At 72.6% G+C, this 26,652-nt stretch carries 29 protein-coding genes and 1 pseudogene; 13 read left to right on the top strand and 17 right to left on the bottom strand.

What is annotated here, in order from left to right; all coding sequences use genetic code 11:
* The first annotated feature begins 17 nt into the window (after window positions 1-17).
* Together ACZ7C5_RS22215 and ACZ7C5_RS22210 are read left to right on the top strand one after the other, a co-directional pair.
* Window positions 18-296 (top strand): DUF397 domain-containing protein, encoded by a 279-nt coding sequence (locus tag ACZ7C5_RS22215; protein ID WP_470323401.1) that lies wholly within the window; start codon window positions 18-20, stop codon window positions 294-296.
* 10 nt (window positions 297-306) lie between these two features.
* Window positions 307-519 carry a DUF397 domain-containing protein gene (locus ACZ7C5_RS22210; RefSeq protein WP_470323288.1) on the top strand — a complete coding sequence of 71 codons (213 nt, stop codon included), beginning with the start codon at window positions 307-309 and terminating at the stop codon, window positions 517-519.
* A gap of 514 nt (window positions 520-1,033) precedes the next feature.
* Here the strand turns inward: ACZ7C5_RS22210 and ACZ7C5_RS22205 are convergent.
* From ACZ7C5_RS22205 to ACZ7C5_RS22195, 3 genes are all read right to left on the bottom strand, one after another.
* Window positions 1,034-1,675 carry an RICIN domain-containing protein gene (locus tag ACZ7C5_RS22205; RefSeq protein WP_401089485.1) on the bottom strand — a complete coding sequence of 214 codons (642 nt, stop codon included), beginning with the start codon at window positions 1,673-1,675 and terminating at the stop codon, window positions 1,034-1,036.
* 31 nt (window positions 1,676-1,706) lie between these two features.
* Window positions 1,707-2,321, bottom strand: a complete 615-nt coding sequence (locus ACZ7C5_RS22200) for a hypothetical protein (RefSeq protein WP_188295167.1) — start codon at window positions 2,319-2,321, stop codon at window positions 1,707-1,709.
* 342 nt (window positions 2,322-2,663) lie between these two features.
* Window positions 2,664-3,341 (bottom strand): TetR/AcrR family transcriptional regulator C-terminal domain-containing protein, encoded by a 678-nt coding sequence (locus tag ACZ7C5_RS22195; protein ID WP_470323287.1) that lies wholly within the window; start codon window positions 3,339-3,341, stop codon window positions 2,664-2,666.
* Between the two features lie 65 nt (window positions 3,342-3,406).
* Between ACZ7C5_RS22195 and ACZ7C5_RS22190 the strand changes: the two genes are divergently transcribed.
* On the top strand, window positions 3,407-4,645 hold the full coding sequence (locus tag ACZ7C5_RS22190) for a beta-ketoacyl-[acyl-carrier-protein] synthase family protein (RefSeq protein ID WP_470323286.1): 1,239 nt from the start codon (window positions 3,407-3,409) through the stop codon (window positions 4,643-4,645).
* A 276-nt stretch (window positions 4,646-4,921) separates the two neighbouring features.
* Here ACZ7C5_RS22190 and ACZ7C5_RS22185 read toward each other — a convergent pair whose 3' ends face one another.
* The 4 genes from ACZ7C5_RS22185 to ACZ7C5_RS22170 form a co-directional block, all read right to left on the bottom strand.
* Window positions 4,922-6,133: an alpha/beta hydrolase family protein gene (locus ACZ7C5_RS22185; RefSeq protein WP_470323285.1), complete on the bottom strand. Its 1,212-nt coding sequence runs from the start codon at window positions 6,131-6,133 to the stop codon at window positions 4,922-4,924.
* Between the two features lie 133 nt (window positions 6,134-6,266).
* The gene (locus ACZ7C5_RS22180) at window positions 6,267-6,869 is read right to left on the bottom strand and encodes an SMI1/KNR4 family protein (protein WP_401089493.1); all 603 of its coding nucleotides are present in this window, start codon (window positions 6,867-6,869) and stop codon (window positions 6,267-6,269) included.
* Window positions 6,870-7,004: 135 nt separating this feature from the next.
* Window positions 7,005-8,429, bottom strand: a complete 1,425-nt coding sequence (locus tag ACZ7C5_RS22175) for an alpha/beta fold hydrolase (protein WP_470323284.1) — start codon at window positions 8,427-8,429, stop codon at window positions 7,005-7,007.
* A 163-nt stretch (window positions 8,430-8,592) separates the two neighbouring features.
* A complete protein-coding gene (locus ACZ7C5_RS22170; protein ID WP_401089497.1) occupies window positions 8,593-9,183 on the bottom strand; it encodes a TetR/AcrR family transcriptional regulator in 591 nt (196 codons plus the stop codon).
* A 130-nt stretch (window positions 9,184-9,313) separates the two neighbouring features.
* On the opposite strand from ACZ7C5_RS22170, the gene ACZ7C5_RS22165 reads away from it, so the two are divergent.
* Window positions 9,314-10,165: a class I SAM-dependent methyltransferase gene (locus ACZ7C5_RS22165; RefSeq protein ID WP_470323283.1), complete on the top strand. Its 852-nt coding sequence runs from the start codon at window positions 9,314-9,316 to the stop codon at window positions 10,163-10,165.
* 63 nt (window positions 10,166-10,228) lie between these two features.
* Window positions 10,229-10,516, top strand: coding sequence for a peptidase inhibitor family I36 protein (locus ACZ7C5_RS22160; protein ID WP_401089501.1), 288 nt, complete (start codon window positions 10,229-10,231; stop codon window positions 10,514-10,516).
* Window positions 10,517-10,592: 76 nt separating this feature from the next.
* Here the strand turns inward: ACZ7C5_RS22160 and ACZ7C5_RS22155 are convergent, their stop codons facing one another.
* The gene (locus ACZ7C5_RS22155) at window positions 10,593-11,489 is read right to left on the bottom strand and encodes an NUDIX domain-containing protein (protein WP_470323282.1); all 897 of its coding nucleotides are present in this window, start codon (window positions 11,487-11,489) and stop codon (window positions 10,593-10,595) included.
* Window positions 11,490-11,661: 172 nt separating this feature from the next.
* On the opposite strand from ACZ7C5_RS22155, the gene ACZ7C5_RS22150 reads away from it, so the two are divergent.
* From ACZ7C5_RS22150 to ACZ7C5_RS22130, 5 genes are all read left to right on the top strand, one after another.
* Window positions 11,662-12,525: a helix-turn-helix domain-containing protein gene (locus ACZ7C5_RS22150; protein ID WP_470323281.1), complete on the top strand. Its 864-nt coding sequence runs from the start codon at window positions 11,662-11,664 to the stop codon at window positions 12,523-12,525.
* The gene (locus tag ACZ7C5_RS22145) at window positions 12,522-12,734 is read left to right on the top strand and encodes a DUF397 domain-containing protein (RefSeq protein WP_401089507.1); all 213 of its coding nucleotides are present in this window, start codon (window positions 12,522-12,524) and stop codon (window positions 12,732-12,734) included. Before ACZ7C5_RS22150 ends, ACZ7C5_RS22145 begins: the two co-directional genes overlap by 4 nt.
* A 385-nt stretch (window positions 12,735-13,119) precedes the next feature.
* On the top strand, window positions 13,120-13,332 hold the full coding sequence (locus tag ACZ7C5_RS22140) for a DUF397 domain-containing protein (RefSeq protein ID WP_401089509.1): 213 nt from the start codon (window positions 13,120-13,122) through the stop codon (window positions 13,330-13,332).
* Between the two features lie 409 nt (window positions 13,333-13,741).
* Entirely contained in the window at window positions 13,742-14,845 is a 1,104-nt protein-coding gene (locus ACZ7C5_RS22135; protein ID WP_401089511.1) for a serine hydrolase domain-containing protein, read from the top strand.
* A gap of 42 nt (window positions 14,846-14,887) precedes the next feature.
* Window positions 14,888-15,100, top strand: a complete 213-nt coding sequence (locus tag ACZ7C5_RS22130) for a DUF397 domain-containing protein (protein ID WP_401089513.1) — start codon at window positions 14,888-14,890, stop codon at window positions 15,098-15,100.
* 18 nt (window positions 15,101-15,118) lie between these two features.
* Here ACZ7C5_RS22130 and tgmC read toward each other — a convergent pair whose 3' ends face one another.
* From tgmC to tgmA, 4 genes are all read right to left on the bottom strand, one after another.
* Entirely contained in the window at window positions 15,119-16,261 is a 1,143-nt protein-coding gene (gene tgmC / locus ACZ7C5_RS22125; RefSeq protein ID WP_401089515.1) for an ATP-grasp peptide maturase system methyltransferase, read from the bottom strand.
* Window positions 16,258-16,671: an MvdC/MvdD family ATP grasp protein gene (locus ACZ7C5_RS22120; RefSeq protein ID WP_401089517.1), complete on the bottom strand. Its 414-nt coding sequence runs from the start codon at window positions 16,669-16,671 to the stop codon at window positions 16,258-16,260. The genes tgmC and ACZ7C5_RS22120 overlap by 4 nt, the downstream gene beginning before the upstream one ends.
* A gap of 303 nt (window positions 16,672-16,974) precedes the next feature.
* Window positions 16,975-17,229, bottom strand: a complete 255-nt coding sequence (locus tag ACZ7C5_RS22115; RefSeq protein WP_401089519.1) for an MvdC/MvdD family ATP grasp protein — start codon at window positions 17,227-17,229, stop codon at window positions 16,975-16,977.
* Window positions 17,230-17,232: 3 nt separating this feature from the next.
* Entirely contained in the window at window positions 17,233-17,508 is a 276-nt protein-coding gene (gene tgmA, locus ACZ7C5_RS22110) for a putative ATP-grasp-modified RiPP (protein WP_401089521.1), read from the bottom strand.
* Between the two features lie 379 nt (window positions 17,509-17,887).
* Here tgmA and ACZ7C5_RS22105 point away from each other — a divergent pair, with 379 nt between their 5' ends.
* Window positions 17,888-18,052 carry a hypothetical protein gene (locus ACZ7C5_RS22105; RefSeq protein WP_401089523.1) on the top strand — a complete coding sequence of 55 codons (165 nt, stop codon included), beginning with the start codon at window positions 17,888-17,890 and terminating at the stop codon, window positions 18,050-18,052.
* Between the two features lie 55 nt (window positions 18,053-18,107).
* On the opposite strand, the gene ACZ7C5_RS22100 is transcribed toward ACZ7C5_RS22105, so the two are convergent.
* The 5 genes from ACZ7C5_RS22100 to ACZ7C5_RS22080 form a co-directional block, all read right to left on the bottom strand.
* The gene (locus ACZ7C5_RS22100) at window positions 18,108-19,301 is read right to left on the bottom strand and encodes a Cmx/CmrA family chloramphenicol efflux MFS transporter (RefSeq protein ID WP_470323280.1); all 1,194 of its coding nucleotides are present in this window, start codon (window positions 19,299-19,301) and stop codon (window positions 18,108-18,110) included.
* Window positions 19,302-19,400: 99 nt separating this feature from the next.
* A complete protein-coding gene (locus ACZ7C5_RS22095) occupies window positions 19,401-19,982 on the bottom strand; it encodes a TetR/AcrR family transcriptional regulator (RefSeq protein WP_470323279.1) in 582 nt (193 codons plus the stop codon).
* Between the two features lie 162 nt (window positions 19,983-20,144).
* Entirely contained in the window at window positions 20,145-20,867 is a 723-nt protein-coding gene (locus ACZ7C5_RS22090) for a polysaccharide lyase family protein (protein ID WP_401089529.1), read from the bottom strand.
* A gap of 153 nt (window positions 20,868-21,020) precedes the next feature.
* Complete coding sequence (locus tag ACZ7C5_RS22085; protein WP_470323278.1) at window positions 21,021-22,445, bottom strand: uracil-xanthine permease family protein; 1,425 nt, start codon at window positions 22,443-22,445, stop codon at window positions 21,021-21,023.
* Between the two features lie 73 nt (window positions 22,446-22,518).
* Window positions 22,519-23,160, bottom strand: coding sequence for a hypothetical protein (locus ACZ7C5_RS22080; protein WP_470323277.1), 642 nt, complete (start codon window positions 23,158-23,160; stop codon window positions 22,519-22,521).
* Window positions 23,161-23,234: 74 nt separating this feature from the next.
* Between ACZ7C5_RS22080 and ACZ7C5_RS22075 the strand changes: the two are divergent.
* Both ACZ7C5_RS22075 and ACZ7C5_RS22070 read left to right on the top strand, forming a co-directional pair.
* Window positions 23,235-23,441, top strand: a pseudogene (locus tag ACZ7C5_RS22075) (DUF4232 domain-containing protein); the annotation flags it as partial.
* A gap of 117 nt (window positions 23,442-23,558) precedes the next feature.
* The gene (locus ACZ7C5_RS22070) at window positions 23,559-26,588 is read left to right on the top strand and encodes an AfsR/SARP family transcriptional regulator (protein ID WP_470323276.1); all 3,030 of its coding nucleotides are present in this window, start codon (window positions 23,559-23,561) and stop codon (window positions 26,586-26,588) included.
* Window positions 26,589-26,652: the final 64 nt, after the last annotated feature.

Genomic DNA, 26,652 nt, shown 5'->3' with positions numbered 1-26,652 from the left:
GCTCGTCTTCCGAGTCGATGCCTGGGCGTCGTTCGTCGTCGCCGTCCGCAGTGGTGAGTTCGGCGATGTCTGAGAGGGGCGTCATGGCTGACCGGGTAGATCTGACCGGCGCTTGCTGGGTCAAGTCCTCGTACTCCAACAATGGCGGCAACTGCCTTGAGGTCGCGCGCGGCTCTCGTGACCTGATGCCTGTGCGTGACTCGAAGGACCCTCAGGGCCCGGCGCTCGTCTTCCGAGTCGATGCCTGGGCGTCGTTCGTCGCCGCCGTCCGCAGTGGTGAGTTCGGCGATGTCTGAGAGGGGCGTCATGGCTGACCGGGCAGATCTGACCGGCGCCTCCTGGGCCAAGTCCTCGTACTCCAACAATGGCGGTGACTGCGTGGAGGTCACCGCCGACTTCCCGGGTCTCGCTCCTGTCCGTGACTCGAAGGACCCTCAGGGCCCGGCGCTCGTCTTCCGAGCCGAGGCCTGGACGTCGTTCGTCGCCGCCGTCCGCAGCGGCGAGTTCGGCGATGTCTGATCCAGCGCCTTGAACCGCAGGCCCGGGCCGTTCATGGCCCGGGCCTGCGGTTTTTGGCCCAGAACTGGAAGGGCTGGGCGGCGACTTGGCAGGCCTGACGAACAAGTCACGCCAGGGGCAGCTGAGAAGACGACCATGCACGACGGCACCACCCTCGACCAGGGCGGCCACAGCTGGGCCAAGTCCAGTGACAGCAGCAGCGAGATCGGCAACTGAGCCGAGACCGGCCGGACTCCGGCCGGCACCATCCCGGTGCGCGACACCAAGCAGCACCGGCGCGGCCCGGTCCTGAAGCGGGCGAGCTCCCGGTTCAGCCGTAGCGGGTGAACGACGGACGGGTGGGCCCTGGCGCACCAGCCGCCAGGGCCCACCCGTCGTCTTGCACACCACCTGGCCGCGACGACGAACGCTCCTCCTCCTCCTCCTGACACCACCCCGGAGGCCGCTGCGGCGAGGGTGGTGCCAGGGGCGTGCGGCGGAGCTGCTCAGGCCCGGTGCGGGCTGTCGCTGTCGGTCAGAGCTTCTGGAGGGAGAAGGCGGTGGCGCGGTTCAGGTACTGGCTGACGTGCGAGCCGTCCGCCGCGAACGGGCCCTGGATCGCCATCCACATACCGCTGTGCAGCACCTGGAACATCACCTTGTCGGATCCCGGGTCGCGGGAGATCCAGAACTTCTGGTTCTGTGTGAGAGAGCTCTCGCAGTCGAAGACGGAGAACCAGTAGCCCTCCTCCTGGTAGCTTTCCCAGAGGGTGACGCAACGGCCGTCCACCCTGGACTTCAGGATGTAGTCGGCGGTCTCCACCGGGCCGGGCCATTGGCAGACATCCCACTGCTGGTTGTCCGCGCCCGTCCACTGCTTCTGGAGCACCGCCTTGTTGTCGGACGCGTTGTCGTACTGCAGGACCATGCCCGGAGTGGGCGTGTTGATCCTGTAGGACCTCTCGCAGCTCCAGCCCTTCCAGTCGTACGTGTAGAAGCCCTGGGGTGCTCCGGCCGGAGCGGCCCCGCTCCCGGTGTCCGCCACCGCCGGCGTCGCGAGCAGGGCCACCGCGGCGACGGTGGCGACTGCCGTCCGAACCGCCCGGGCCACCGTACGGGCGGCGCCCGCCGAACGCGCGGCGGGTCGGCGGACAGGGTGCGCCGTGCTGCTGGTCATGCTGTTCTCCTCGGTGTGTTCCATGGTCCGGTCAGCAGCCCACTCGTATCTGGACGGCCCGCCGCAACGTGCCGGCGGGCTCCTGCGTCGTGCAGGAGACGGTGCCGATCTCCGGGGGCTCGAAGGTGGTGAAGGAACCGGAGCCACCGCTGAGCGCGTTGATCCACACGCCGGTGGTCGGGCTGGTCTCGGCGCAGAGGTACTTGACCCACTCGCCCTGCACCTTGCGGGTGCCCCGGTAGATGCCGTACTTGCCGGGCTTGTTGAAGTTCCAGGTCGTGGTGATCTGCGAGGTCCTCGTGGTCGACGTGGTCTTCATGACGGAGAAGCCGACCTTGGCCTCCACCTTGACGAACAGGACGGAGAGGCTCGCGCCGATCTCGGTGCTGTTGTTGACGGTGGTGCTCACCGAGTCCGTGTTGGTCAGCGAGTCGGTGCGCTGGCCGGTCGTCCCGTCGGCGATGTACAGGGACAGGTAGTCGGTGATGACCGGGTCGACCCGGTAGGACATGATGTCCACCCACGTCGGCTCGACGCTGGGATTACAGGTGGTCGTCGGGGGCTTCGGAAGCGGGGTCGCCTGGGCCGTCCCGGCGCCGAGCACGCCGGCCGAGACGAGGGCGGAGAGCGCTACGGCGACGGGCATCACGGCACGTCGGCGGGAAGCGAGGCGGATCACTGCGGACTCCTAGGGGCCGAAGAGGGAGCGGGCGGGGGCTGGCGCATCCACGTCACCGAAGTCCGAGAGCGGGGCACCGTGGAACACGGGCGTGCCCAGCGGTCGCTGTGACGGCCGCCGATATGTCAGGTACCTGACAGATACTGTGCCGAGGGTGCTCCGGCGTTCCTGCCGAGGAGATCCTGCCGTCACCCGTCGTGCGTCACAATCCCAGATTTCTGGGATTGTGACGCTCCTTCGACAGGTCCGGCCGAGGAGGCCCGCCGCCGGACCCCGCGAGGGTCCGTGCCGCAGGCCCGTTCGGCTTCGTCAGCCGTGCTCGGGTTCGTCGTGGACGGTCAGCGCTCCGGCGAGGTCGAGGTCGGCGACGGTGCCGTGTGCCCCGGCGCGGACGAGCAGCACGGCGCCGAGCGCGGTGCTCCAGAACGTCCTGGCCTCCGCGCCGAGCGGCCTGCGGGTCTTCCAGCCACGGCTGTCGATGAGCTGGCCCACGAAGCGCTCGGACTGCCGGAACAGCAGCTGGAGGTGCCGGTCGACCACGGGGGCGAGTTCGGGCTTGGAGATCCCGGCGGCGAGTGCCCGCGTGACCGACGGGAGCGAGGGCATGGCCAGGACGGCGCGGGCGACGTTGCGCCGGAACGCCGCCGCGTCGGGGGCCTGGCGGCCGATCCGCTCGATCCGCCGGGCGTCGTGCAGCAGGCCGAGGAAGGCGGCGTGCACGAGCAGCGAGTCCTTGGAGCCGAAGTAGTAGGTGACCTGGTTGGGGAAGACGCCTGCCGCGTTCGCGATCTCCGCGACGCTCACCTCGGCGCCGGGCCGCTCCTTGCAGAGCCGTGCGGTCTCCTCGATCAGCCGGCGCCTCGTCGCGCGGCCGCGGTCACGCGACCGGGCCGAGGTCGACCGGACCGGCGTCGCCCGGGCCGAGGCCGACCGGACCGGCGTTGATCGCGCTGACGTCGGCCGGGCTTCGCTTCGCTTCTTCTCCACGCCTGAATTGTATGTGATACAACTGGCCGCGTTCGTTTGTATCGCATACAAGAAAGGCCAAGGACATGCACCGCACTGAAGTCGTCGTGACCGGACTCGGCGCGATCACGCCACTGGGCGCGGACGTGGAGTCCACCTGGGAGGCCCTGCTCGCCGGTGAGTCCGGCATCCGCGGCGTCGTCCTGCCCGACACCGTCGCGGGGACGATGGCGGCCGACCCCGCCCGGTCGCTTTCGCCGGTGCGGGCCAGGCGGCTCGACCGCTCGCAGCAGGCGGCCTTCGCCGCGGCGGCCGAAGCCTGGGCCGACGCCGGCGCCCCGCGGGTGGACCCGGACCGGCTCGCGTCGGCGATCGGCACGGGCATCGGAGGCATCCGGACCCTGCTGAAGGAAGACGACGCGCTGGAGACGGCCGGGACGCGGCGCGTCTCACCACGCACCGTCCCGATGCTCATGCCCAACGCGGCGGCAGCGCTGATCAGCATCGAGTACGGCGCCAGGGCCGGGGTCTACACGCCCGTCTCGGCCTGCTCCTCCGGCGCCGAGGCGATCGCCCTGGGCGCCAGGCTCATCCGCGCCGGCGAGGCGGACGTGGTCATCGCCGGTGGCACCGAGGCCGCGATCACCCCGATCACCGTCGCCGGCTTCGCCCAGGCCAAGGCACTGTCGCGGCACACCGCCGAACCCGCCTCGGCCTCCCGGCCGTTCGCCGCCGACCGCGACGGATTCGTCCTCAGCGAAGGCGCGGCCGTCGTCGTGCTCGAAAGCGCCGAACACGCCGCCGCCCGGGGCGCCCGCGTCCACGCGGTCATCGCGGGCGCCGGCATCGCCGCCGACGCCCACCACATCACCGCGCCCGCTCCCGACGGATCCGGCCAGATCTCCGCCATGCGCAAGGCCCTCGCGCAAGCCGGCCTGGCTCCGGGGCAGATCAGCCACATCAACGCCCACGCCACCGGAACCCCGGTCGGCGACACCGCCGAGGCGCGCGCGATCAGGGAGGTCTTCGGCCACGCCACCGTGACGGCGCCCAAGGCGGCGCTCGGACACCTCTTCGGTGCCGCCGGCGCCGTCGAGGCGCTCATCGCCGTCCTCAGCGTGAAGCACGGCGTCATCCCGCCGACCCGCAACCTCACCGCGGCCGGCGTCGGCGATGACATCGGCCTCGACGTCGTCGCCGAGCGACGGGACGCCCCCCAGGAAGCCGTGCTCAGCAACTCCTTCGGTTTCGGCGGGCAGAACGTCTCACTCATCGTCACCGGCGCACGCCACCAGGCGTCCCGTACGGCGCCGGCCACACCCTGACCCGCGCGAGAAGACGGCCCGTGCGGCAGCCGCCGCACGGGCCGGGCCGCCTGGCGCCACAGCTCGGGCAACCGGTCGACGGGTGCGGGGGAGCGCCGCTCCTCCAGCCGGTGGAGGCAGACCCGCAGGTCCGTCGCCGCCCTGACCCGGCGTCCACCGCGCCGCGGCCGGTTCGCCTCCCGCGACGAACCGGCCGCGGCCATCGGCACCTTCGTCCTGGCCGACGACGAACACGACGCCAGGCCCTGCCGCCGGAAGGATCAGCGCGGCGCCGCATCAGTGCTGGAAGAGCACTTCCGGATTGTCCGGCGAGGGGCCGTCCAGCAGCGGACTGCGGATCCCCTTCAGCGTCCGGTCGAAGAACGCCGTCACGTACTCGCGGGTGATCACCAGCCCGCGCTCCGGGGAGAGGGGCGGCGTCGGGAACCCGGCCTCCTCCAGAAGCAGGTCCAGGTCGCTGAAGCTGAAGTGGTCGGCGCCGGCGACCGTCAGCCACTTCTTGTAGCCGCCGAGGGCGGCCCAGGCCTGCTCCCACGTGGTGTCGTGGCCGCCGTCCGGGTGGGTGGCGGCCGCACCCAGCATGAGGAACGGCCGGTCGATCCGGCCGGGCACCGGGGCCGGGTGGAAGGAGCCGTCCATGTTCACTCCGGCCCGTACTCGCGGGTCGGCGATCATCGTGGCGGCGGACGCCGCTCCGCCGATGGAGTGTCCGGCCATGCCGATCTCGTGCTTGTCGATGAGGTGTGCCAGGCGCCACGCGGTATTGCCGTGCGTCAGCCGGTCGATCACGAAGGACACGTCCAGCGCGCGGCCGGCGGCGAGGGAGTCGAAGTCGAGCGTCGGGTCGTCGCAGACCGCGCACGGCGACGTCCGGCCGTCCGCCAGCGTCTCGCCGCTGTCCTCGTTGGTGTGGCCGACGAGTGCGACGACGTAGCCGTGACTGGCCAGGTCGGTCGCGAGCGCGGTGAGCGTCATGCGCGGGTCCTCGTGCGCGGGTGAGAGGACCACCAGCGGGTACTTGCCGCTCCGCGGCCGCGCGCCGTCGAAGGCGTGCGTGGTGACGCCGGAAAGGTTCTGCGGGGTGACGCCGGAGCTCGTCGGCAGCTTCCGGCGCTGGAGGATTCCGGCTGCCTCGCCGAGGGTCATGTAAGGGGCCGGAGTCCCGGTCCCGGGGACGGCCGGGTAGAGCATCGTGACGGTCAGTTGGCGGGGGCCGGATGACGGCACCCACGGGTCGGGACGGCTCGCGTCGGTGACGTGGATGACGTCCTCGCCGGCGGCGTAGGGGCCGGTCGGCGCGGGGAGCGTGCCGTGGAAGGACGGCGTGGGCACGGTGGCGGTGGCGGTGGCCGGTGCGGTGTCGAACGCGCGCGTGGCCACCGGTGTGCCCGACGGTGTGGTCGTGGCGGCGAACCCGGCGCCGGTTCCGGCGACGAGGGCGGCGAGCGCCAGCACCGCGACGGCGCTGATACGGCGGTTGCTTTTCATGGGATCGACGCTAGGTTCCGCGGCTCCGTACCGGCCATGAGCCTGGTATCCGAATCCGTGGTGGCACCAGCGCCACCGTTGCCGATCCTGTGGTGAACGCTCGCCGGCAGTGCCGGACCAGGTCGGAGCCGTCTCACGACCAGGCGAGTCGGCCTTCGGTGAACCGGCAGACCGGGAAGCTTCCATCGGCGATCCTCGTCAGCGTCTCCGCTACGGAGTCGAAATACCGGGCCATCGATTCGTACTCGCCCGTGATCGTGGGGCCACCCACGAACCACCTGCCGACGCGTCCGTCCCGCACATCGACGAACTTTCCCGTCCAGCCGTCCTGGTCCGACAGGAACGGGATCCACTCGTTACGCCAGAACGGACTGTCCGGCTGGTCCGGAGGGTCGAATCCGCAGGACGTGGAGCGGCTCGCGTAGAGCCTCTCCATCGCCCGGATGCCCAGAAAGAAGCTTCCCTCGTCGGGGAACCCGTCGAAGCCGCAGCACATCACGTCGTCGTCGACGTCTTCCTCCGGCAGATCCAGATTGTTCTGCAACAGCCAGGTCCGCAGGTCCCCATGCAGGGAGATCCCCATCCGTTCCTCGGCTGCCGCGAGCATCTGCTCGGTAGCGGGCCCTGGCAGCTCCGCGTGATCGGCCGGCGCGTGCTCCCGAAGAAGACTCATCACACGCGACCAACTCTCAGCCACACTCATCGCCCTCTGCCCTCTGCCCTCTGACTTCTCCACAGGGATGTTTCCGTCCGGCTACGCCACTGCGGAGGTTGGGAAGTACCGGCCGGAGCACCTTGCAGGGATGGTACTTCGCGCATGAGTTCCGACCGTGACAGGGGAATCCCCCGGCTTCAGCTGGGGGAGCGGAAGTCAATTCAGCAGGAAGTCGTACACCGCCTGCCGTCCGGCCGGGTTCGCCGCCCGGTTCTGTACCGAGTGCGCCGCCCCGGGCACGATCACGATCTGCGGGTCGTGCGCCAACTCGGCCTGCTCGTAGATCAGTTCATACGGCGTGGACAGGTCCCGGTCGCCGCCGAGCAGCAGCACCGGCACGTCCGGCAGCCTGCGGTCCTCCGGCGGCGCCGGCGGCACCTGCTCGCGCGGCCAGTCGAGACAGACCAGGAGGCTGCCGAGCCCGGTCGCGGTCGCCGCGTCGTACGGCCAGGTCTGCTCGGCGGTCAGCCGCTGCCGGGTGCGCTCCAGCGCCGCCGCCCGGCCCGCGACGGGGGTGTCGGTGGTGCCCCACGGGAAGCGCGAGTCGGCACACAGGGCGGCGGAGTGCAGCCCCTGGCTGAGCTCCTCGGCCGGGGCGGCGTCGACCTCCCGGCGGACGAGCGCGAAGAAGTCCTGGAGCTTCGCGGGCTGCCCGGCGGCGGCCTCGTGCAGGATCTCCGGGACCCCGCCGAAGTCCGGGTCGATGAACTCGTAACCGGTGAGCGCGCTCAGGACCTGCGCGCCGTTGCCGTACCGCCGGACGGTGGCAGCGAGGTCGGCGGCCGGGTCGGTGGTGCAGCCGGTGGCCTGGCAGGCGGCCCGCAGGACCCGGGCGGTCGCGGGCAGCGCGGCCAGGTCGAGGGGGTCCAAACCCTGCCGCGGCGTCACCGAGTCGAGCACCAGCCGGGCCACCCGCGACGGGTGGGCGAGCGCGTACCGCTCGGCGACGAAGCTGCCGTACGAGACGCCGTCCAGGGTGAGGCGCCGGGCGCCGAGGGCGCGGCGCAGCCGGTCGATGTCGGCGACGGTGTCCGCCGTGCTGTAGTGGCGGGAGTCCGGGCCGAGGGCGGCGGCACAGTCGGCGACCGACTGCCCGCGCGGCACGGCGAGGTCGGAGGAACCCATGTCCTCCTGGAGGCCCGGGCACTGGAGCGCGCCCCGGCCGGTGCCGCGCTGGTCGAACATCACCAGGCGGTAGTCCTTGAGGACGGGCTCCAGCTTGCCCGCCATCCGCCTGATCGTCGGGACGCCGGGCTGGCCGGGGCCGCCGGTGAGGAACAGCAGGTCGCCCCTGGGCGCCGTGGTGTTGCCGGTGAAGGCCACCTGGAGGCCGAGGGTGCCGGGGGTGGCGCCGCTGTGGTCGAACGGGACGGTGAGGGTCCCGCAGGTGAACTCGGGTGCGTCCGGGCAGGGCGCCTGCCCGGTGATCGCGCCGCCGCCGTGGGCCGGTCCGGCTGCTCTGGCCGTTCCGCCCGGCCCGGCCGTGGCGGCGAAGCCGGCAGCGGGGGAGGCCAGCGTGGTGCCGGCGACCACCGCGACGGCGCCCAGCAGGGCGGCGATGCGCCCGCGCGTGCTCGTCATGTTCGTCCTTCCGGTCGCGCCGCGCCCGTGCCGGCGTGGTCACGGAAGCAGCCTGCGCCCCGGGGCACTTCGATGGCGAGCGTCCGGGCGCGATTCGACCGGGAACGAACCCGTCAGGACCCGGACGGCCCCCGGAAGGCGGACGGAGCCGCCCGGCACCCGCTCAGGCGGGCACCGGCACCAGGGCGGTGACCAGACGGCGGACCAGCCGGTCGCTCCCCTCCGTCAGCACGCTGCCGTGCATCCGCAGATGGTGCACCGTGCCCGTGATCGCCAGCGCGAGCATCGCCGCGTCGGCCTCCGCCGGGACCCGCCCGAGCCGCTGCTCCGCCTCCAGGTACCGCGCCATCGCCTCCTCGACCGCGCCCGGCCCCGGCGCGCCGCCCTCCCAGGCCCGCCGGACCCGTTCCGCGACCCGGTGCCGGGACAGCGCCGCCGCCGCCATCGCCGGCCCGTTCGTCCCCAGCAGCGCCAGCGCCGCGCCCGTCAGGTTCTCCCGCACGTCGCCCCGCCCCGCCCGCCCGGGCAGCTCCCGGACCTCGGCCGCGATCCCCTCGAAGCGGTCCAGCACCAGCTGCGCCACGAAGTCGTCCAGGTCCGCGAAGTGGTTGTACAGCAGGCCCTTCGCGCAGTCAGCCTCCTCCGTGACGGCCCGGTTGGTCAGCCCCGCCGACCCCTCCCGGCCGAGCACGCGCTCGGCCGCCGCGAACAGCCGCTCCCGCACGTCCGGGATCGCTACGCCGCGTGGTGACATCGGGTCCTCCGTATCGGGCTTGCCGGTCGTATCGGGCTTGCCGGTCGTATCGGGCTTGCCAGTATGGGCGTTCGCCCATACCTTCTCTATGGGCGAACGCCCATACTAGCTGTCCGACAGGAGCCATCCCATGCGCCAGCTCGTCAACACCGCACAGTCCGAAGCCTGGAACGGCGAGGAGGGCCGGTACTGGAGCGACCACCACGACCGCTGGAACGCGGTCAACGAGGGCTTCGACCACCCCCTCCTCACCGCCGCCGCGATCACCCCCGGGGACCGGGTGCTCGACGTCGGCTGCGGCGCCGGCCAGACCACCCGGCTCGCCGCCCGCGCCGCCACCCACGGCTCCGCCCTGGGCCTGGACCTCTCCGGCCCGATGCTCGCCCGGGCCCGCGCCCTGGCCGCCGAAGAAGGCCTGCACCGGATCACGTTCGAGCAGGGCGACGCCCAGGTCCACCCGCTCCCCGCCGCCGGGTTCGACGTCGCGATCAGCCGCTTCGGGATCATGTTCTTCGCCGACCCGGTCGCCGCCTTCGCCACCATCGGCCGCGCCCTGCGCCCCGGCGGCCGGCTCGCCTTCGTCTGCGTCGCCGACCCGACCCGCTGCGAGTGGGTGCAGGTGCACGGCGCGGCGCGCGCCGCCCTGCCGCTCCCACCGGAGGACGCAGGCACCCCCGCCGGCCCGGGCATGTTCTCGCTCGCCGACCCCGCCGAGATCCGCCGGGTGCTCGGCGCGGCCGGCTTCACCGGCGTACGCGCCGAAACCGTCGAAGCCGACGGACACTTCGGCCGGGACGCCGCCGACGCCGCCGGCCACCTGCTGGGTTCCGGCCCCGGGCAGCACCTGGTGGGCCAACTCGGCGGCCCGGGCGGCGCCGACCGGGTGCGTGCCGCCCTGGCCGCCGCCCTCGCCCCGTACGAGCGGCCCACCGGCGTCCACCTGCGCACCGCGGCCTGGCTGGTGACCGCCACCCGCCCCTGACCGCCCACCGCACGGATGGACCGCGGGCCCGGGTCGTGCCCCGACGGCTACGTCTGCCTGTGAGTGGAGGGCGACTTCATCCGGGGCGGGACCGTCAACGGCGCGAAGTTCGGCTCCTTCCCGTCGAACCAGAACACCGGCGACATGGGCAAGCTCCAGAAGCGCGCCAGCGGCGGGGACAAGGGCATGCAGGACACCACCTCGTCCGTGCTGAACAACACCGGGAGCAGCATCTGCTTCTACGAGAACAACTGGTGCGCCGGCCCGGAGTTCAGGATCGGCCCCTGGGAGCGGTGGCCGTTGGTCCCGTCGTGGATCAACGACAGGATCAGCTCCTTCAAGTACTGCTGACCCGACCGGGCACCGCACGTGCCGCAAGCGCAGGCCCGGACCGCAGTGGATGCGGTCCGGGCCTGCGGTGTGTCCCTCAAGGCCTTACGAGCCGGCCCGGTGCGTGGGAAGTCGGTGGGGTCGACTTCTGGCGCAGGGTGGTGGCTTGGGTGCGGCAGTGGGTGAGGGCGTAGATGATGCGGCGGTCGGGGTTGGTGGTGGTGAGGAGTTCGCCGGCGGTGGTGAGGGTGGTCCAGTACTGGGCGGGGTTGCCGGTGCGGGGCAGGGGGCGGGCGGCGGCGAGGGAGAGGTAGGCGGTGGTGAGGTTGCCGGTGGTGATCCAGCGCTGGAGGCCGTGGTGGTGGCCGGCCCGGATGCCGCCCATGGCGTCGATGGCGGTCAGGAACAGGTTGACGATGGCGAGTTCGGTGTCGGTGAGGGACTTGGGGATGTCGAAGATGCCGAGGGCTTCGAGGACTTCGCCGGTGTCGGTTTCGGAGTTCGGGCGGGGGTCGGCGAGGAGGGGGAGGCCGGTGCCGTGTTCCCAGGCGTCCCAGGCGTCTTCGACGCGGCGGTAGCAGTCGTCGGTCATGGCGTCGCGGAGCCTGTGCCGGGGGATCCAGTGGAGGGCGCGGATCTGCTGCGGGGGCTGGTGGTGGCGGAGGGTGTGGGCTTGTCGGGGTGTGAGCATTCCGCCCGCGTAGACGAGGTCGAGGGCTTCGGGGGTGTCGGTGGCGGGGGTGTAGTCGATGGTGAGGATGGTGCGGAGGGGGAGGACGAGCCCGGTTTCGGTTTCGAGGTGCCGGCGGGCTGCGAGGTGGGGGAGTTCGTCCTGTTCGGCGGGGCCGCCGGGGAGGGTGAGGCCGTCTGTGTCGATGGGTTCGACGAGGAGGACGGAGAGGTCGTGCGAGCCGTCGGGGTCCTCGCGCAGGACGAGGGTGTGGTGGCCCGAGCGGCGGGTGGGGGGTTTGGTCGTGATGCGGGTCGTGCTCAACTCTGCTCCAGGCATGAGGGTTTGACGGTCACAGCGGTCGACGGTGCGACTTCCCGCAAGGCATGGGGAAATTTCCACAGATTGCGCTGCGCGTCCGGCAAATCACCGGGTGTAGCCATGGTGGGGGTTTATCCCCTACGATCGGAAGGCTTTCCCACTTGACAGTTTTCGCATGTGGAATTTGCACGGCAGTGGAGGCATGGCTATGCGTGAGTCTCAGCTGGATCCATCGGCTTCGCCCCTCAGGGCGTTCGGGGCTCAACTGCGCAGGTTGCGCAAGGCGGCGGGCTTGACGCAGATCGAGCTTGGCGAGCGCACGCAGTTGAGTGATAGTCAGATTTCGAACCTCGAAAGAGGGACGCGGAATCCCACACTTGAGTGGGTGCGTGCCGCTGACAAGGTACTTGAGACCGGCGGGACGCTGGAACTGACGTACTGGAGCCTCAGGGGCTCCTCCTTCCTGCCCGGCTACCCGGAATATGCGGCCAAGGAGCGGGAGGCCAGGGTCATCCGGCTCTTTGAGCTGGGCATCATCCCTGGCCTGGTGCAGACTCGTGGCTACGCTGAGGCCCTGGAGGCTGGTTCTGTTGCGCGAGGAAGTGTCACAGCCGAGCAGGGAATTGAGCGCGTGCGGCTCCTCCTGAACCGACAGGAGCGCATCAACAGGGATCCGGCTCCGCTGATCCATGTGATCCTTGACGAGAGCTGCCTTCGGACTGTGGTCGGCGGTGGAGTCGTAATGTCCCAGCAACTGGCCCATGTAGAGGAGTTGGCCCAGAGGCCCAACTATGTGGTCCAAGTTGCACCCTTTGACCTGGGCGCGCTTCGCCCGTTCATGAGGTCTATGTCGCTCCTTGATCTTGGCGATGGAGCCTCACTCGGGTACACCGAGACGCATCAGCGCGGATACTTGGAGAACGACCGGGCAATCGTGTCCGCCTGGGCGAAGGAATACGATCTGCTCCAAGTGGAAGCGCTGCCGCAGGCGGCATCACTCAAAACGATCAGCAAGGCGCGAAGGGACTCTTCAGCATGAGCGAGAACGTTGACCTGACGGGAGCTTCCTGGAGTAGGAGCAGCTACAGCGGCAATGGTGGGCAGTGTGTCGAGGTGGCCGCCAACTTCTCTGGCCTGATGCCCGTCCGTGACTCCAAGGATCCCTATGGCCCGGCCCTGATCTTTGCTGCTGAGGCTTGGACGTCGTTCGTCACCGCCGTCCGCAGCGGCGAGTTCGGAGATGTCTGATCCATCGCCTTGAACCGCAGGCCCGGGCCGTTCGTGGCCCGGGCCTGCGGTCTTTGGTCCGGAACTGGTAAGGCTGGTTGGCGTGCGTGCGTGCGTGCGTGCTTGGCGCCGGCACCGGCGTGGCCCGGTCCTGGAGTTCACTTCTGCGGCGTTCCAGGGGTTCCTCGATGCCGTCAAAGCGGGCGAGTTCCCGGTCTGGCTGTAACGGGTGAACGGCGGAAGGGTGGGTGCTGGCGAATCAGCCAGGCGGAGGGCGCAGACTGGTGCTCCGGCTCTGGCCGATGCGTGGGTGGGTAGAGAAGCCCGAAGCGCGGTCGAAGTAGGCCGGCTTCGTACTCTGGGGCGGCATCGCTCCTGTGATCAGCCAGGTGTGAAGGGACTCGGCATGAGTGAGAACGTTGACCTGACAGGTGCTTCTTGGAGCAAGAGCAGCTACAGCAACAACGGCGGAACCTGCGTCGAGGTAACAGCGGACTTCCCCGGCCTGGCCCCTGTCCGTGACTCCAAGGACCCTCAGGGCCCGGCCCTCGTTTTTCCGTCCGAGGCCTGGGCGTCGTTCGTCGCCGCCGTCCGCAGTGGTGAGTTCGGTGAGGTCTGACTGACTGACGGCCCCTGCGGGCGGGGCGCCCCTGACCGACCCTAGGGGGTGGCCCATCCCTGAGGGGGAGCGGCTCATCGTTCGAAGGTAGGTCGAGGGCCGGAGCCGGTCCGGACCGTGGGCTGACGACCCGGTACCCCGTCGGCTGTCAATGTGTCAGTTGCCGTCATTCACAGGGGTGTTGCATTCGCCCTTCGGCATGGACACGGGAAGGCGGACGGGCATGGCGGAACACAGGGGCGGAACGGGTCCGGGCGGTCGCGGTCGCGGCCGCGGGCGCACGGGGCGCCGGCGGGGCCACTCGGTCGCGCGCCTGGTGGCGCTCGCGCTGGCGGGCGCGGGCCTGGTGGGGGTGACGGCCCCGCCGGCCGGTGCCCTCGGCACAGCGGGACCGGTCGGAGTGGTGACGGTGACCGCTGTCCAGGACCCGGCGCGGGACGCCGCCGGCCGGGGGCCGCGCAAGGGCGTCGACCCCAGGGCCCTGGACGCCGCGGTGCGGGCCATCGTCGACTCCGGCGGCGCCTCGGCCTCACTCGCCCGGGTCGGCGAGTACGGCCGCAGCCGGTGGAAGGGCGCCGCCGGTACCGCCGACGACGCGACCGGCGCCCCCGCCTCGGCGACCGGCCGGTTCCGGATCGGCAGCGTGACCAAGACCTTCGTCTCCACCGTCGTCCTCCAGTTGGTCGCCGAGGGACGGCTGGGCCTGGACGACCCGGTGGAGCGGCTGCTGCCGGGCGCGGTGCCGAACGGCGCGAACATCACCCTGCGCCGGCTGCTCAACCACACCAGCGGGCTGTTCGACTACACCGAGGACCACGCCTTCGACCCCACGGCGCCCGGTTCCCTCGAACGATGGCTGGAGTCCGGCCGCTACACCCGCTGGACACCGCGGCAGCTCATCGCCCTGGCCAACAGCCACCCGGCGTACTTCCCGCCCGGCCAGGGCTACCACTACTCCAACACCGACTACATCCTGGCCGGACAGATCATCGAGCGGACCACCGGCCGCACCTGGCAGCAGGAGGTGGAGCGTCGCGTCATCAGCCCGCTGGGCCTGACCGGCACGTCCATGCCCGACCACGAGACGGCCGTCCCCGGTCCGCACGCGCACGGCTACTTCGACCTGCCCACCGGCCGCGTGGACGTCACCGACCTGGACCCGAGCATGGCGGGCGCGTCCGGCGCCGGGATCTCCACCACCGCCGACCTCAACACCTTCATCACCGCCCTGCTCGGCGGGCGGCTGCTGCCCCGGCCGCAGCTCGCCGAGATGATGACGGTCACCCCGCAGAGCCAGGGCGGGTACGGCCTGGGCCTGGAGCGGACCACCACCGACTGCGGTGAGCTCTGGGGCCACACGGGCGGCATCCCGGGCTTCAGCACCTTCCTGTACACCAGCCCCGACCTGCGCCGTCAGCTCTCCGTCTCGATGAACAACAGTGGCCTCTCGACCCCGCTGCCCACCCGGAAGGCCTTCGAGAAGCTGGTGGGCGCCGCGACCTGCACCGGCTGACCCCGCCCGGCCGGCACTGCTCCCGGACCTGAGAGGTGCGCCATGGCTGACCGCGTGGACCTGCCCGGTGCTTGCCGGGTCAAGTCCTCGTACTCCGCCAACGGCGGCAGCTGCGTGGAGACCACCGCGGACTTTCCGGGTCTCGCTCCCGTCCGCGACTCCAAGGACCCCTGTGGCCCGGCCCTGCTCTTCCCCGTCGTCGCCCGGGCGTCGTTCGTCACCGCCGTCCGCGGCGGCGAGTTCGGCGAGGTCTGAACCCGCCCGCCCTTCGGGTCACACGGGCAGGTTCCAGCCGGGCCCGTCCTCGCTGCCGAGCCACACCCGCTGCCCGTCGCCGGTGACGGTGATGCCGAACCGCTCCTGGTGCGGCGCACCTTCCGCCTGCCAGGCCTCGACCGCCTCCTCCACCCGGTCCCACAGGCGTAGCGGCCCGCGCTGGGTGACCGTCCATCCGCCGTGGCCGTCGGGCCGGGTGCGGGCCTGGGAGCCGGTGGCGTGGTCGATGAGGATCTGCTGGTCGCCGGCGCCGATGCGTTCGGCGGAGGGTGCGGCGAGCTGGGCGACCCAGGTTCCGGTCCAGGTGGTGATGGTGGCCGGGTCGATGCGGGCGGCGCGCTCCTCGCCCGGCAGCAGGGTGGGGTTCTGGCGCGGGGGCCGGTCGTGGGGGCGGGCGATCATGAAGCTGGTCCAGCCGGGCAGGAAGCGGCCGGTCGCCTCGCCGGGCTCGGTGACGGTCAGCAGGGCGAGGGCGTAGCCGAACTGCCAGCCGGAGAAGGTGACGAGGATCTTTCCGCCCGGCTTCACCTGGTGCAGCCAGGGGTAGGGCAGGGTGCGCACCGCGCAGGTCGCGATCAGCCGGTCGTACGGGCCTCGGGCCTTGTGGCCGGCCAGGCCGTCGCCGACGACCAGGTGCGGGGCGTACCCGGCCGTCCTGAGGGCGGCGGCGGCCCGGTCGGCGATCACCGCGTCGACTTCGACGCTGACGATGTTCTCCTCGCCGAGCCGGTGGGCGCCGAGCGCGGCCGAGTATCCGGTGCCGGTGCCGACCTCCAGGACCCGGTGGCCGTCGTGGACTTCGAGCTGCTGCCACATGCGCAGCACCAGGGAGGGCAGGGTGGACGACGAGGACGGGGATCCGGCGACCGGCCCGTCGGCGTCGGCGGGCCGGGTGCGGCCGTCGAGCTGGGTGACGAGGGTCCGGTTGGCGTAGACGGCCTCCAGCCAGCCGTCTGCGCCCTCGCGAACCGGCTCGTAGGAGGTCGGGAAGGAACCGTCGACCATGCGGAAGTAGTCGCCGACGAAGGCCTCGCGCGGTACGGCCGCCGCGGCGGCGTGCCACAGCGGGTCGGTGAGGCCTTCGCCGTCGGCGAGTTGCCGCACGAGGGCTGCGCGCAGGTCCGCGGCGGTGGAGGTCATGCGGTGTGGCCTTTCCGGAGCTGGTCGGCGATCGCCATGGCGATGGCGTCGGTGGTCGGGGGTGGGAAGAACGCCCACTGCCCGTTGCTGTTGCACTCCAGGAACCACCAGCGGCCGGAGGCGTCGACGGCGAAGTCGAAGGCGCCGTAGACGAGTCGGAAGTGCTCCAGGTAGCGGGCCACGGATCGGCGCACGGGCGCCGGGACGTCGACCGGGGTGCAGGTGAGCAGGGACTGGCGGCGCCGCCAGTCCAGGTCGGGGCTGTCGATCCGTACGGCGAAGAGCTCGCGGCCCACGGCGGTCAGTCGCACGTCGTGGTCCTTGGCCAGGCGGGCCTGGAACAGGTGTGGGCAGGCGCCGACGGCGTCGGTGATCTCGTCCGGGGCGACCTCGGCGACCCAGGCCTGCACCGGTCGGCCGTCCTCGTTCGTATAATGGGGAGTTCCACAGCGGCTTGTAGACCGTCCCGCCGGGCTGCTCGGCACAGAAGGCACGCGCCTGCCCGGGGTCGGTGGTGACGAGCGTGTCGGGAACGGCGAAGCCGACTGTGAGCGCGGCGTCGAGCTGGGCGGGCTTGTGCTCGGCGGCCCGGATCCGCCAGGGGTGGTTCACGTAGTGGGCGCCGGGCAGCGCGGCGAGGACGCCCCCGAGGCCCCACTGGGCCTGGGCGCGGGCGAACTCGGCGTCCTGCCCGGTCATACCGGCCGGCGCGGTCAACCCGACGGGCGCCGATGCCAGACCGACCGGACCCGACCGAGGTCGAGAGCGCGGCTGGCGGTGGTGAGGATGCCGCGCCGCCCGCCCGCCGTGTAGCGGGCGGTCAGCGCGGCACCTCGGTGGAGGTCGGCGCCGGGGTCCACGCGTACGACCGGCACCTGCCGTTCGGCCAGGATCCGCAGCACCAGGTCGGCCGTCGGATCGTAGGCGCAGGTCAGCACCAGGACCGCCGGCTGCCGGTCATCCGCCACGGCTCAGTCCTGGTCGTTGCTGGTCATGGTGTCGACGTCGGTCGGCTGCGCCTGGCCGCCGCTCTGCCCGTCCCCGCCACCGCCGCCGGTGCTGGTCGGGCCGGTCTGGTCGGTGCTGGTCCCGTGCTTGCCCATCTCGACGGTGCGGCCCCGCTCGTCGTGGAAGACCGCGGCCTGGGTTTCCGGGTCGATGACGGGCGTCAGCGCCGGCCACGGCGGTGTGCCGGTGCAGGGGCGCATCCGGGTCGTGCCCCACGGGGCGGTGACGGTGTCCGGCATCCGGCCTCTCCCGCATCTGATAGGTGACGCTGGTGATATGAGTGGTGACCATCGGTCATCATGCCGGTCGGCGGGACCTGTTGGGGGCGTTTCGCCGGACTCTCCACCAGGCGCTGTCGGTGGTCGCCGGCATGTTGCCGGGCGTGACTCCTGGGAAGGGCGCGACCGCCTTTCCCGGTGACCGCGCCCTGGCCGCCGTCCTCACCCCGTCCGAGCGGCCCGCCGGCGTCCACCTGCGCACCGCAGCCTGGCCGGTTACCGCAACCCGCCCCGTGACCGGGTGAACCCGCAGGTCCGGACCGCACGTTACGGCGGCCCGGGCCTGCGGTCCCGGGGGTGCCCGCCGGGCGTTGTCAGTGGCCGCCGGTAGTTTCGGAACATGACTCCTGCGAAGAGCATGACCACCTTCCCGACCGGCGCCGGCCGGGCCGCCGCGGCCGGGCGGAGCGTCGAGGCCCCGACCCGGGGCTGCGTCGCCGCCGTCGAGGTGATGCCCCTGTGGGCGCGGCGGTCGCCGGCCGCGCGGGCCGCCGAGGAGCGCTGAGCGTGACGGCGGGCGCCCCTTCGACGGGGCGGGCGATCCGTCGGATCCCTTCGTTTCAGGTGGAGACGGGGATCCGGCGGCGCCCCGGCCCGTCGGCCGCGGCGCCCGCCCGGCGGACCAGCACCCAGGAGGCCAGGGCCGTGGCCAGTCCGGCCGCCGCGAGCAGGGCGGCGACCCGGGAGGGCGCGGTGAAGCCGAGACCGGCGTCGATGACCCCGCCGCCGACCCACGGGCCGATCGTGTTGCCGATGTTGAACGCGGAGGTGTTGGTCGTGGTGGCCAGCGTCGGCGCGTCCCCGGCCTCCCGCATCACCTGTGCCTGGAGCGCCGGGTTGATGGAGAAGGCGGCCACGCCGAAGGCCACGACCGCCGCCACGGTGGCGGCCTTGTGGTGGGCGGCGAGCGGGATGAGCAGGAGAACCACGCCCATCGCGGTGATGCCCGCGCAGAGGCCGGGCAGCAGGTGCCGGTCGGCGAAGCGGCCGCCGATGACGCTGCCCAGGAAGCAGCCGGCGCCGAACAGGGCCAGCAGCAGCGGCACCACGGCCTCGGCGAAGCCGGTGACTTCGGTGAACAGCGGCGACAGGTAGCTGAAGCAGCAGAAGACGGCGGCCTGGGTGAGCATGGAGGTGCTCAGGGCCACCCACACCCGGGGATTGCGGAAGGCGCCGAACTCGGCTCCGATGCCGGCGTGCGGCGCGGTGGGACGGCGCGGGACGAGCAGGGCCACGCCGAGCAGGCCCAGGACGGCCAGCGCGTCGACCGCCCAGAAGCTGACGCGCCATCCGGCGTGCTGGCTGAGGAAGGTTCCCGCCGGGACGCCGACCACGTTGGCCACGGTCAGTCCGGCGAACATGACGGCCAGGGCCCTGCCGCGGCGTTCGGGGCCGGCGAGGTCCACGGCGACCACGGAGCCGATGCCGAAGAAGGCGCCCTGGGCGAGGGCGGCGATGACGCGTCCGGCCATGAGGACGTCGTAGCCGGGCGCCAGGGCGCAGACCGTCTGGCCGGCGATGAACAGGAGCAGCAGGCCGAGCAGCGAGGTCTTGCGGTTGACCCGGAGCGTGGCCAGGGTGACGGACGGGCCGCCGACGACCACGCCCAGGGCGTAGCCGGAGATCAGCCAGCCCACGGCGGGGATCGACACCGACAGATCGCCTGCCAGGTCCGGCAGCAGCCCGGAGATCATGAACTCGGTCGTCCCGATGCAGAACACCGTCAGACCGAGGACGTAGACCGGGATGGGCATCATGACTCCTCGATGGACTTGAATTGGAATGTGCGTTACAGAATCTGGGCATGCGGAGGCACGGCCGCCGCGAGGCCCGGGCGGCCCACGGCAACCGCCTCAGAGCATCGACAAGGTGGTGTCGACGATGCCGGCGAGCGCGCGGCGGTCGGCCGTCTTGCCCAGCACCCGCAGGCCGTACATGGAGTTGAGGACGAACAGGGCCAGCGCCCGGGGGTCCTTGCCGGGATCGACCTCGCCGTCCCGCTGCGCCCTGGCGAGCGCGGCGCACAGGGCCTCCTCCATGCGCTCGAAGATGCGGCGGACCCGTGCGGTGATCTCGGCGTCGAGGCCCGCCAGCTCGAGGGCGGCGTTGACCGCCAGGCAGCCCCGGGGGCCGGGGTCGTCCGTCCGGGACTCCTCCTCGACCACCGTCATCAGCAGGCTCCGGATCCGCTCCCGGATGTCGCCGGGCCCTTCGAGCAGTGCCTCCTGGCGGGCCGTCTGCGCCTCGCCGTACCGGGTGAGGGCCTCCTGGAAGAGGTGGTGCTTGCTGGAGAAGGCGTTGTACAGGCTTCCCCGGCCCAGGCCCGTGCTGTCCACGAGGTTCTGCGCCGAGGTCGCCGCGTAGCCCCTGCTCCAGAAGGCGTTCATCGCGGCGTCGAGGACGCGGTCGGGGTCGAATTCCTTCGGTCGTGCCATGGGGGGAGCATCGCAGATTTTGGAATGATGAGTCAAGAATAGTCGGGGCGCCCCGGCCGGCCAGCCTGGCCGGTTGTCGCCACCCGCCCGGGAACGCGTGAACCCGCGGGCCCGGACCGCACGTTCACGGCGGTCCGGGCCCGCGGGTTCATCCGGGAAGGCTCACGAGCCGGCGGTGGCCGCCTCCAGGGTCGTGGCCATCACCGGGCTGGTGAAGGTGTTCGTCGCGTCGCCCGTGGAGGGGTGGTAGGAGCCCCACTTGAGGTAGTTCCGGTCGCCGTCCCAGGTGGTGCCCTTGAACGTGCCCGAGCCGGTGGTGAACGTCTGCTTCACGCCGTCGAACCAGAAGTCGATGGTGCCGTCGGTGCGCCCCAGGCGGATCTTCAGCGCGTACGAGTGCCACGTGTTGTTGGTGGTCTGCGCGGTCCACAGCGAGTGCGACACGTGGGCGGTGTCCCACTCCTGGAGGCGCACGCGCCCGTTGAGGATGTCGATCTCGATCGGGTGGTTGGCCGTGTCGGTGCTCGGCGAGCACTTCAGCTGGAACACGTACCGGCTGTTGGTGTCCTGGATGTCCACCTTGGACGACCAGCCCAGGTAGAAGGTGTCGCCCTCCTTCAGGTCCGGGCTCAGCGTCTCGCAGCGCTCCTCGCCGGCGGCCTGGAAGGCCCGCCACACGTTGCCCTTGACCGCGTCCTTGACGACGCCGAAGTTGTTCGCCGCGCACTGGACCGCCTTGAACGAGGACGGGCCGGTGCTGGTGCTCGGGGTCCACAGGACCTGGCCGGCCGCGCTGCTGGGCGTCACCCCGGCGCAGGTGATCGCGAACGTGCCGAGGGCGACGGCCGCGGCGGCGGCCTTGCGGCGGTGGGTCAGAAGGGACATGCCTCTCCCGGGGGGATGAGTGGCCGATACGAGCGATCAGTGATTCGACCACTGCCGGGCCCGTCCGGCCACATGGAACGGCCGGCGGAAGATCCTTTTCGGACACTTCCGCCGGCCGCCCCGCGGGCCTGAACCCGGCCCCTACCTCGTCCGTTACGGCTTGCGCGGCTCCCCGGAGGCACCCTCGGCGCCTCCGGCACCCTCGGCGCCCTCGTCGTACGAGGACGTCCCCTCGTCCAGCAGCGGCTCCTGCGTCTTCAGGTGCGCCGGGGCCAGCGCCCGCAGCGCGTGGTAGCCGGTGATGACGACCAGCGTGCCCAGCGCGATGCCGCTGAGGCTGAAGGTGTCGGTGAACTTCAGCGTCACGTTGCCGATGCCGATGATGATGCCCGCCGCGGCCGGCACCAGGTTCAGCGGGTTGCGCAGGTCCACCCCGGACTTGGTCCAGATCTGCGCGCCGAGCAGGCCGATCATGCCGTACAGGATGACGGTGATGCCGCCGAGCACCCCGCCCGGGATCGCGGCCACGACCGCCCCGAACTTCGGGCACAGGCCGAACAGCAGCGCGAAGCAGGCCGCGGCCCAGTAGGCCGCCGTCGAGTAGACCCGGGTGGCGGCCATCACGCCGATGTTCTCCGAGTACGTGGTGTTCGGCGGGCCGCCGACCGCGGTGGAGAGCATCGAGCCGACGCCGTCCGCGGAGATCGCGGTGCCCAGCTTGTCGTCCAGGTTCGAGCCGGTCATCTCGCCGACCGCCTTGACGTGCCCGGCGTTCTCCGCGACCAGCGCGATCACCACGGGCAGCGCGACCAGGATCGCCGACCACTGGAACGACGGGCCGTGGAAGGTCGGCAGGCCGATCCAGTCCGCCTTGCCGACGCCCGACAGGTCCAGGCGCCAGTGGTCGGTCATGTGCCCGCCGCCGTCCACCGAGTGGATCTTCCCGAAGACCCGGTCGAACAGCCAGGAGATCCCGTAGCCGAACAGCAGCCCCAGGAAGATCGCCACCCGCGACCAGAAGCCGCGCAGGCACACCACGGCCAGACCGGTGAACAGCATCACCAGCAGCGCCGTCCACTGGTCCTGCGGCCAGTACGTCGAGGCGGTCACCGGGGCCAGGTTGAAGCCGATCAGCATGACCACCGCACCGGTGACGATCGGCGGCATCGTGGCGTGGATGATGCGCGCCCCGAACTTCTGGACCGCCAGCCCCACCAGGAACAGCGCCGCGCCCACCACGAACACCGCGCCGGTCACCGTCGCGCTGGTGCCGCCCTGCGCCCGGATCACCGCCGCCACACCCACGAAGGACAGCGAGCAGCCCAGGTAGCTCGGCACCCGGCCCTTGGTGGCCAGCAGGAAGATCACGGTCGACACGCCGGACATCATGATCGCGAGGTTCGGGTCGAGCCCCATCAGCACGGGCGCCACGAAGCTCGCCCCGAACATCGCCACCACGTGCTGGGCGCCGAGCCCTGCCGTACGGGGCCAGGAGAGCCGTTCGTCGGGACGGACCACCGCCCCCGGCGCGGGCGTGCGCCCGTCACCGTGCAGCTTCCAGCGCACGCCGAGATCCATGGTGAGGTTCGCTTTCTCTGTACTTCCGAAGAACTGTCCGCACCATTGTGGTGGCCGCTGCGGGTCCCGGCGGTCACCCGGCCCCCGTGTGAGCTGCGGATACGTGTGGTAGCGCCCCGGAAGCACCCGGATCCGGCCCGCTCAGCCCTCGCGCCGGATCCACTCGCTGCCGCCCAGCGGGTAGTCGTAGCCCGGCCGCCCGACGCCCGGACTGGTCCGGAACGGCTTGCCGTTGGCCGGCCTCGGGCGCCGCGGTCGCGGCGGCACCGGCCGGCTGCTGGTCGGCGGCGCCGCCGCTCTTCCCGTCCCCGCCGAAGGGCTCCAGGCCGAGCGCCACCACCCCCAGCACGGCCGCCGTCGCGACGGCGGCCACCAGCACCGCGCGCCGGCCCCGCCACGGGACGGGCCCCGCGGGCGGCGTCACGCCGACGGTGACCGGCTCCTCCTCCGCACCGCCCGGTGTCACGTCCGGCACCCGTACCGGTACCGGTACGGGCCCGGGCGCGGCCGCCGCACCGCCCGCCTCCTGGGCCGGCCGGGCCCGGCGGGCGCCGTCCGCCAGGATCCAGCGCCGGTGCAGCTCGGTCATCTCCTGCGGCGTCGCCCGGCACACCCGCGCCAGGCGGTCCAGCGGGGCGAACTCGGCGGGCACCACCGTGCCGATGCAGTAGCGGTGCAGCGTCGAGGTGCTCAGGCGCAGGCGCTTGGCCAGCACCCCGTAACTGAGCCCCGAACGAGGACTCCAAGCCGCAGGCCGTCGTCACCCTCAAGCCGGGGGAGTCCGGCTACGCCTCGGTGAACCTGTCCGCCGCCGACGGCAGCGGCGCCCACGGCCACACCGAGACCACACTCGCCGTCTACTTCCAGGGCCCGTCCGGCAACGAGAGCGTCGGCGCGGGAGGCAACCCCGGGCTGCCCTCGAAGGGTCTCTACATCGACGACTCGCTCAAGGTCACCTACTGGCAGCAGGACATGGACGACGCCGTCACCTGGTAGTTCCTCCGTCGTGTTCCCATGGGCGGCGGCGCCCCGGCCCCGCCGCCCGCGCGGACGCTCCGCGACCGGGGGATCGCCTGCCGTCATATGCTTGTCATATACATCTAAGGGGGGTGCGTGGAGTTCCGACTGCTGGGCACGGTGGCCGTGCTGGCCGCCGACGGCCGGGAGCTTCCGGCCGGATCGGCCAAACGCCGCAGCCTGCTGGCCATGCTGCTGCTCCACCCCGGAGCACCGGTCACCGTCGAGCGGCTCACCGAGACCCTCTGGGACACCGAACCGCCCCGCCACTCGCGCACCGTCATCCACAACCACGTCTCCGGACTGCGCGCCCTGCTCACCACCCACGGCGCCCCCGCCGCCGGCGTCGAACTCGTCACCGACAACGGCGCCTACCTGCTCCGGGCGCCCGAACTGGCCGTGGACACCGTCAGGTTCGACCACCTGGTGGCCCGCGCCCGCGCCCTGGACGACGCCCACCAGGCCGCCGCCGTCCTGAGCGAAGCACTCGCCCTGTGGCGCGGCCCCGCCCTCGCCGGCACCGCCGGACTGCCCCTGCGCTACGCCGCCCAGGCCCTGGAGGAACTGCGCCTGGCCGCCACCGAGGAACTGGCCCGCGCCCACGGCCGGCTCGGCGACCACGGCGCCGCCGCCACCCTCCTGCACACCGAGGCCACCGCCAACCCGCTGCGCGAACCCCTGATCGCCGGACTCATCCACGCGCTCGGCCGCGCCGGGCGCCGCTCGGAGGCCCTGGACTGGTTCCACCGCACCCGCCGGGCCCTGGCCGAGGAACTCGGCATCGACCCAGGCCCCGAACTCGCCGAGGCCTACGACCGCCTGCTGCACGCCGGGGCGTCGGCCCGCGCCGGGGCCCCGCCGCGCGCCGACGCCGACACGCAGCTGCGCAGCGACACCCCGGCGCGCACCGATGCGGCACGGCACCGGCCCGACCGGGTGCCGCCCGCCCGGCTGCCCGGCGACCAGGAGATGCCGGTCCGCCTGCCGTCGGACCGCTCGCCGTCGGACCGCGTCCCGCCCGCCCGGGTGCCGACCGTCGGCGGCCTGGCCTCCGTCCCCGACCGGCGGCCCGCCCCCGCCCCCGCGCCGGCCACCCCCGGGCAGCACGCCCCCTGGCCCTTCCCCCGCCGCCCACGCGGCTTCGCCGGCCGGGAGGACGAACTGACCGCGCTCGACCGGGCCACCACCGCCCCCGGCGCCGTCACCGTGCTCACCGGCGGCGCCGGCGTCGGCAAGACCACCGTCGCCCTGTACTGGGCCCACCGCCGCCGGCAGGACTTCCCCGACGGACGGCTCTTCGTCGACCTGTGCGGCCACAGCCCGCTGCCGGAACGCGACACCGCCGCCGTCCTGCGCGAACTGCTGCTCGCCCTCGGCCTGCCCGCCGAGCAGATGCCCGCCACCGCCGAGGCGATGGGCGCCCGCTACCGCGAACTGACCGCCACCCGCCGGATGCTGATCGTCCTGGACAACGCCCGCTGCTCCGAGCAGGTCCGCCCGCTGCTGCCGGACGGCGACGACTGCGTCACCCTGGTCACCAGCCGCGACCGGCTCGGCGGCCTGGTCGCCTCCGACGCCGCCCGCCCCGTCCCGCTCGCCGAACTGTCCGCCCCGCAGGCCGTCACCCTGCTCGCCGCCACCCTCGGCGCCGACCTGGTCGCCGCCGAACCCGAGGCCGCCACCCGCCTGGCCCGCCTGTGCGACGGGCTGCCGCTCGCCCTGCGGCTGGCCGCCGCCCGCCTCGCCACCGGCCCGGCCCGGGCGCTGGCCACCCTCGTCGACGAACTCGCCGACGAGCAGGACCGCCTGGACCTCCTCGACATCGAGGACACCAGCGTCGCCGCCACCCTCGCGCTGACCGTCCAGCACCTGACCGAGCCCGCCCGCCGGATGTTCCGCCGCCTCGGCGCCCACACCGGCGCCACCCTCGACAGCCGCACCGCCGCCGCCCTGGCCGGCTGCCGGCCCGAGGAGGCCGCCGAGGCCCTGGCCCAACTGGCCACCGCCCACCTGATCGTGGAGATCGGCCGGGACGCCTACACCCTGCACGACCTGGTCCGCCTCTACGCCCGCAGCCTGCCCGGCGACACCGACCGCGAGGTGCTGCCCCGGCTGCTCGACCACCTGCTGAACACCCTGCTGACCGCCTGCGGCACCGCCGAACCGGGCAGCGAACCGTGCTGCGCACTGCCGCCCGGCACCCGCCGCCCCGCCGACGTCCGCCCCTTCCCGGACCGGGCGAGCGCGCTCAGCTGGTACGCCGCCGAACGCGACACCCTGCGCGGCGCGGTCGAGGCGGCGGTCGCCGCCGGACTGCACGACCGCGCCTGGCGCCTGGTGCTGCTCCAGTGGCCGCTGATCGTCTGGCAGGTCAGGGACGGCTGGGCGCCGCTGCTCGAACACGGCCTGGCGGCCGCCGAGGCCGACCGCGACCCGGGCGCCCAGTCCCGCGCCCGCGCCCTGCTGGGCTGGGTCCTGCTGGAGGAGGGCCGCCCCGAACAGGCCCTGGTCCACCTGGAACGCGCCCCCGACCTCGCGGCCAGGGCCGGCGACATCAGCGCCCAGGCCGTCGCCCTGGTCAACCACGCCATCGCGCTGGCCCGCCACGGCGACCAGGGCGGCCGGGACCGGGTGAACGGGCTGCTGCTGAAGGCCCTGTCGCTGGCCGAACGGGCCGGGCGCGCCGACCTGGTCGGCCTCGCCCGGCTGCACCTGGCCGGCGAGTGCCTGGCCGCCGGCGCCGCCGAGGAGGCCGCCCGCCACGCCGCCCACGGCCTGGCCGTCGCCGAACCGCCCTTCCCGGTCACCCGCCGGGTGGTCCTCCAGACCCTCTACGGCCGGGCGCTGGCCGCCACCGGCCGCCCGGAGGAGGCCGCGCTCCACCTCGCCGCCGCCGTCCGCACCGCCCGCGCCCACGGGTACGGGGAAGGGGAGGCGGAGGCCGGCGCGGCCCTGCGCGCCCTGTCGGCCGGCAGCCCCGCCGTGGCCGCCGTCGCGCACACCGCCACGGCGGCGCCCGCCGAGGCCGCGGCGCCCGCCAGGGCCTCCGTGCCCGCCACGGCCGCCGCCGGTCCGGCGGACCGGGAACCGCCGGCGGCCCCCGCGGTGGCCGGAGCCGCCTGGTAGGCCGTCAGCCCGACCCGCGAGTCGGCTCGTTCCGTGCGTCGGCCCGCCCCGGGCGTCGGCCCGG

The sequence above is a fragment of the Kitasatospora sp. NPDC036993 genome, assembly GCF_055607525.1.
Note: the sequence above shows the minus strand (reverse complement) of the source record. Positions and strands in the feature narration are given on the sequence as shown.

Coding starts and splice junctions, on each gene's coding strand:
- tgmA (WP_401089521.1), bottom strand. CDS start 17,508: ATGCCGGACACCGTCACCGCCCCGTGGGGCACGACCCGGATGCGCCCC.
- ACZ7C5_RS22175 (WP_470323284.1), bottom strand. CDS start 8,429: ATGACGAGCACGCGCGGGCGCATCGCCGCCCTGCTGGGCGCCGTCGCG.
- ACZ7C5_RS22140 (WP_401089509.1), top strand. CDS start 13,120: ATGAGTGAGAACGTTGACCTGACAGGTGCTTCTTGGAGCAAGAGCAGC.
- ACZ7C5_RS22145 (WP_401089507.1), top strand. CDS start 12,522: ATGAGCGAGAACGTTGACCTGACGGGAGCTTCCTGGAGTAGGAGCAGC.
- ACZ7C5_RS22150 (WP_470323281.1), top strand. CDS start 11,662: ATGTGGAATTTGCACGGCAGTGGAGGCATGGCTATGCGTGAGTCTCAG.
- ACZ7C5_RS22200 (WP_188295167.1), bottom strand. CDS start 2,321: ATGCCCGTCGCCGTAGCGCTCTCCGCCCTCGTCTCGGCCGGCGTGCTC.
- ACZ7C5_RS22095 (WP_470323279.1), bottom strand. CDS start 19,982: ATGGCACGACCGAAGGAATTCGACCCCGACCGCGTCCTCGACGCCGCG.
- ACZ7C5_RS22100 (WP_470323280.1), bottom strand. CDS start 19,301: ATGCCCATCCCGGTCTACGTCCTCGGTCTGACGGTGTTCTGCATCGGG.
- ACZ7C5_RS22185 (WP_470323285.1), bottom strand. CDS start 6,133: ATGAAAAGCAACCGCCGTATCAGCGCCGTCGCGGTGCTGGCGCTCGCC.
- ACZ7C5_RS22165 (WP_470323283.1), top strand. CDS start 9,314: ATGCGCCAGCTCGTCAACACCGCACAGTCCGAAGCCTGGAACGGCGAG.
- ACZ7C5_RS22190 (WP_470323286.1), top strand. CDS start 3,407: ATGCACCGCACTGAAGTCGTCGTGACCGGACTCGGCGCGATCACGCCA.
- ACZ7C5_RS22105 (WP_401089523.1), top strand. CDS start 17,888: ATGACTCCTGCGAAGAGCATGACCACCTTCCCGACCGGCGCCGGCCGG.
- ACZ7C5_RS22205 (WP_401089485.1), bottom strand. CDS start 1,675: ATGACCAGCAGCACGGCGCACCCTGTCCGCCGACCCGCCGCGCGTTCG.
- ACZ7C5_RS22210 (WP_470323288.1), top strand. CDS start 307: ATGGCTGACCGGGCAGATCTGACCGGCGCCTCCTGGGCCAAGTCCTCG.
- ACZ7C5_RS22170 (WP_401089497.1), bottom strand. CDS start 9,183: ATGTCACCACGCGGCGTAGCGATCCCGGACGTGCGGGAGCGGCTGTTC.
- tgmC (WP_401089515.1), bottom strand. CDS start 16,261: ATGACCTCCACCGCCGCGGACCTGCGCGCAGCCCTCGTGCGGCAACTC.
- ACZ7C5_RS22090 (WP_401089529.1), bottom strand. CDS start 20,867: ATGTCCCTTCTGACCCACCGCCGCAAGGCCGCCGCCGCGGCCGTCGCC.
- ACZ7C5_RS22215 (WP_470323401.1), top strand. CDS start 18: ATGCCTGGGCGTCGTTCGTCGTCGCCGTCCGCAGTGGTGAGTTCGGCG.
- ACZ7C5_RS22130 (WP_401089513.1), top strand. CDS start 14,888: ATGGCTGACCGCGTGGACCTGCCCGGTGCTTGCCGGGTCAAGTCCTCG.
- ACZ7C5_RS22085 (WP_470323278.1), bottom strand. CDS start 22,445: ATGGATCTCGGCGTGCGCTGGAAGCTGCACGGTGACGGGCGCACGCCC.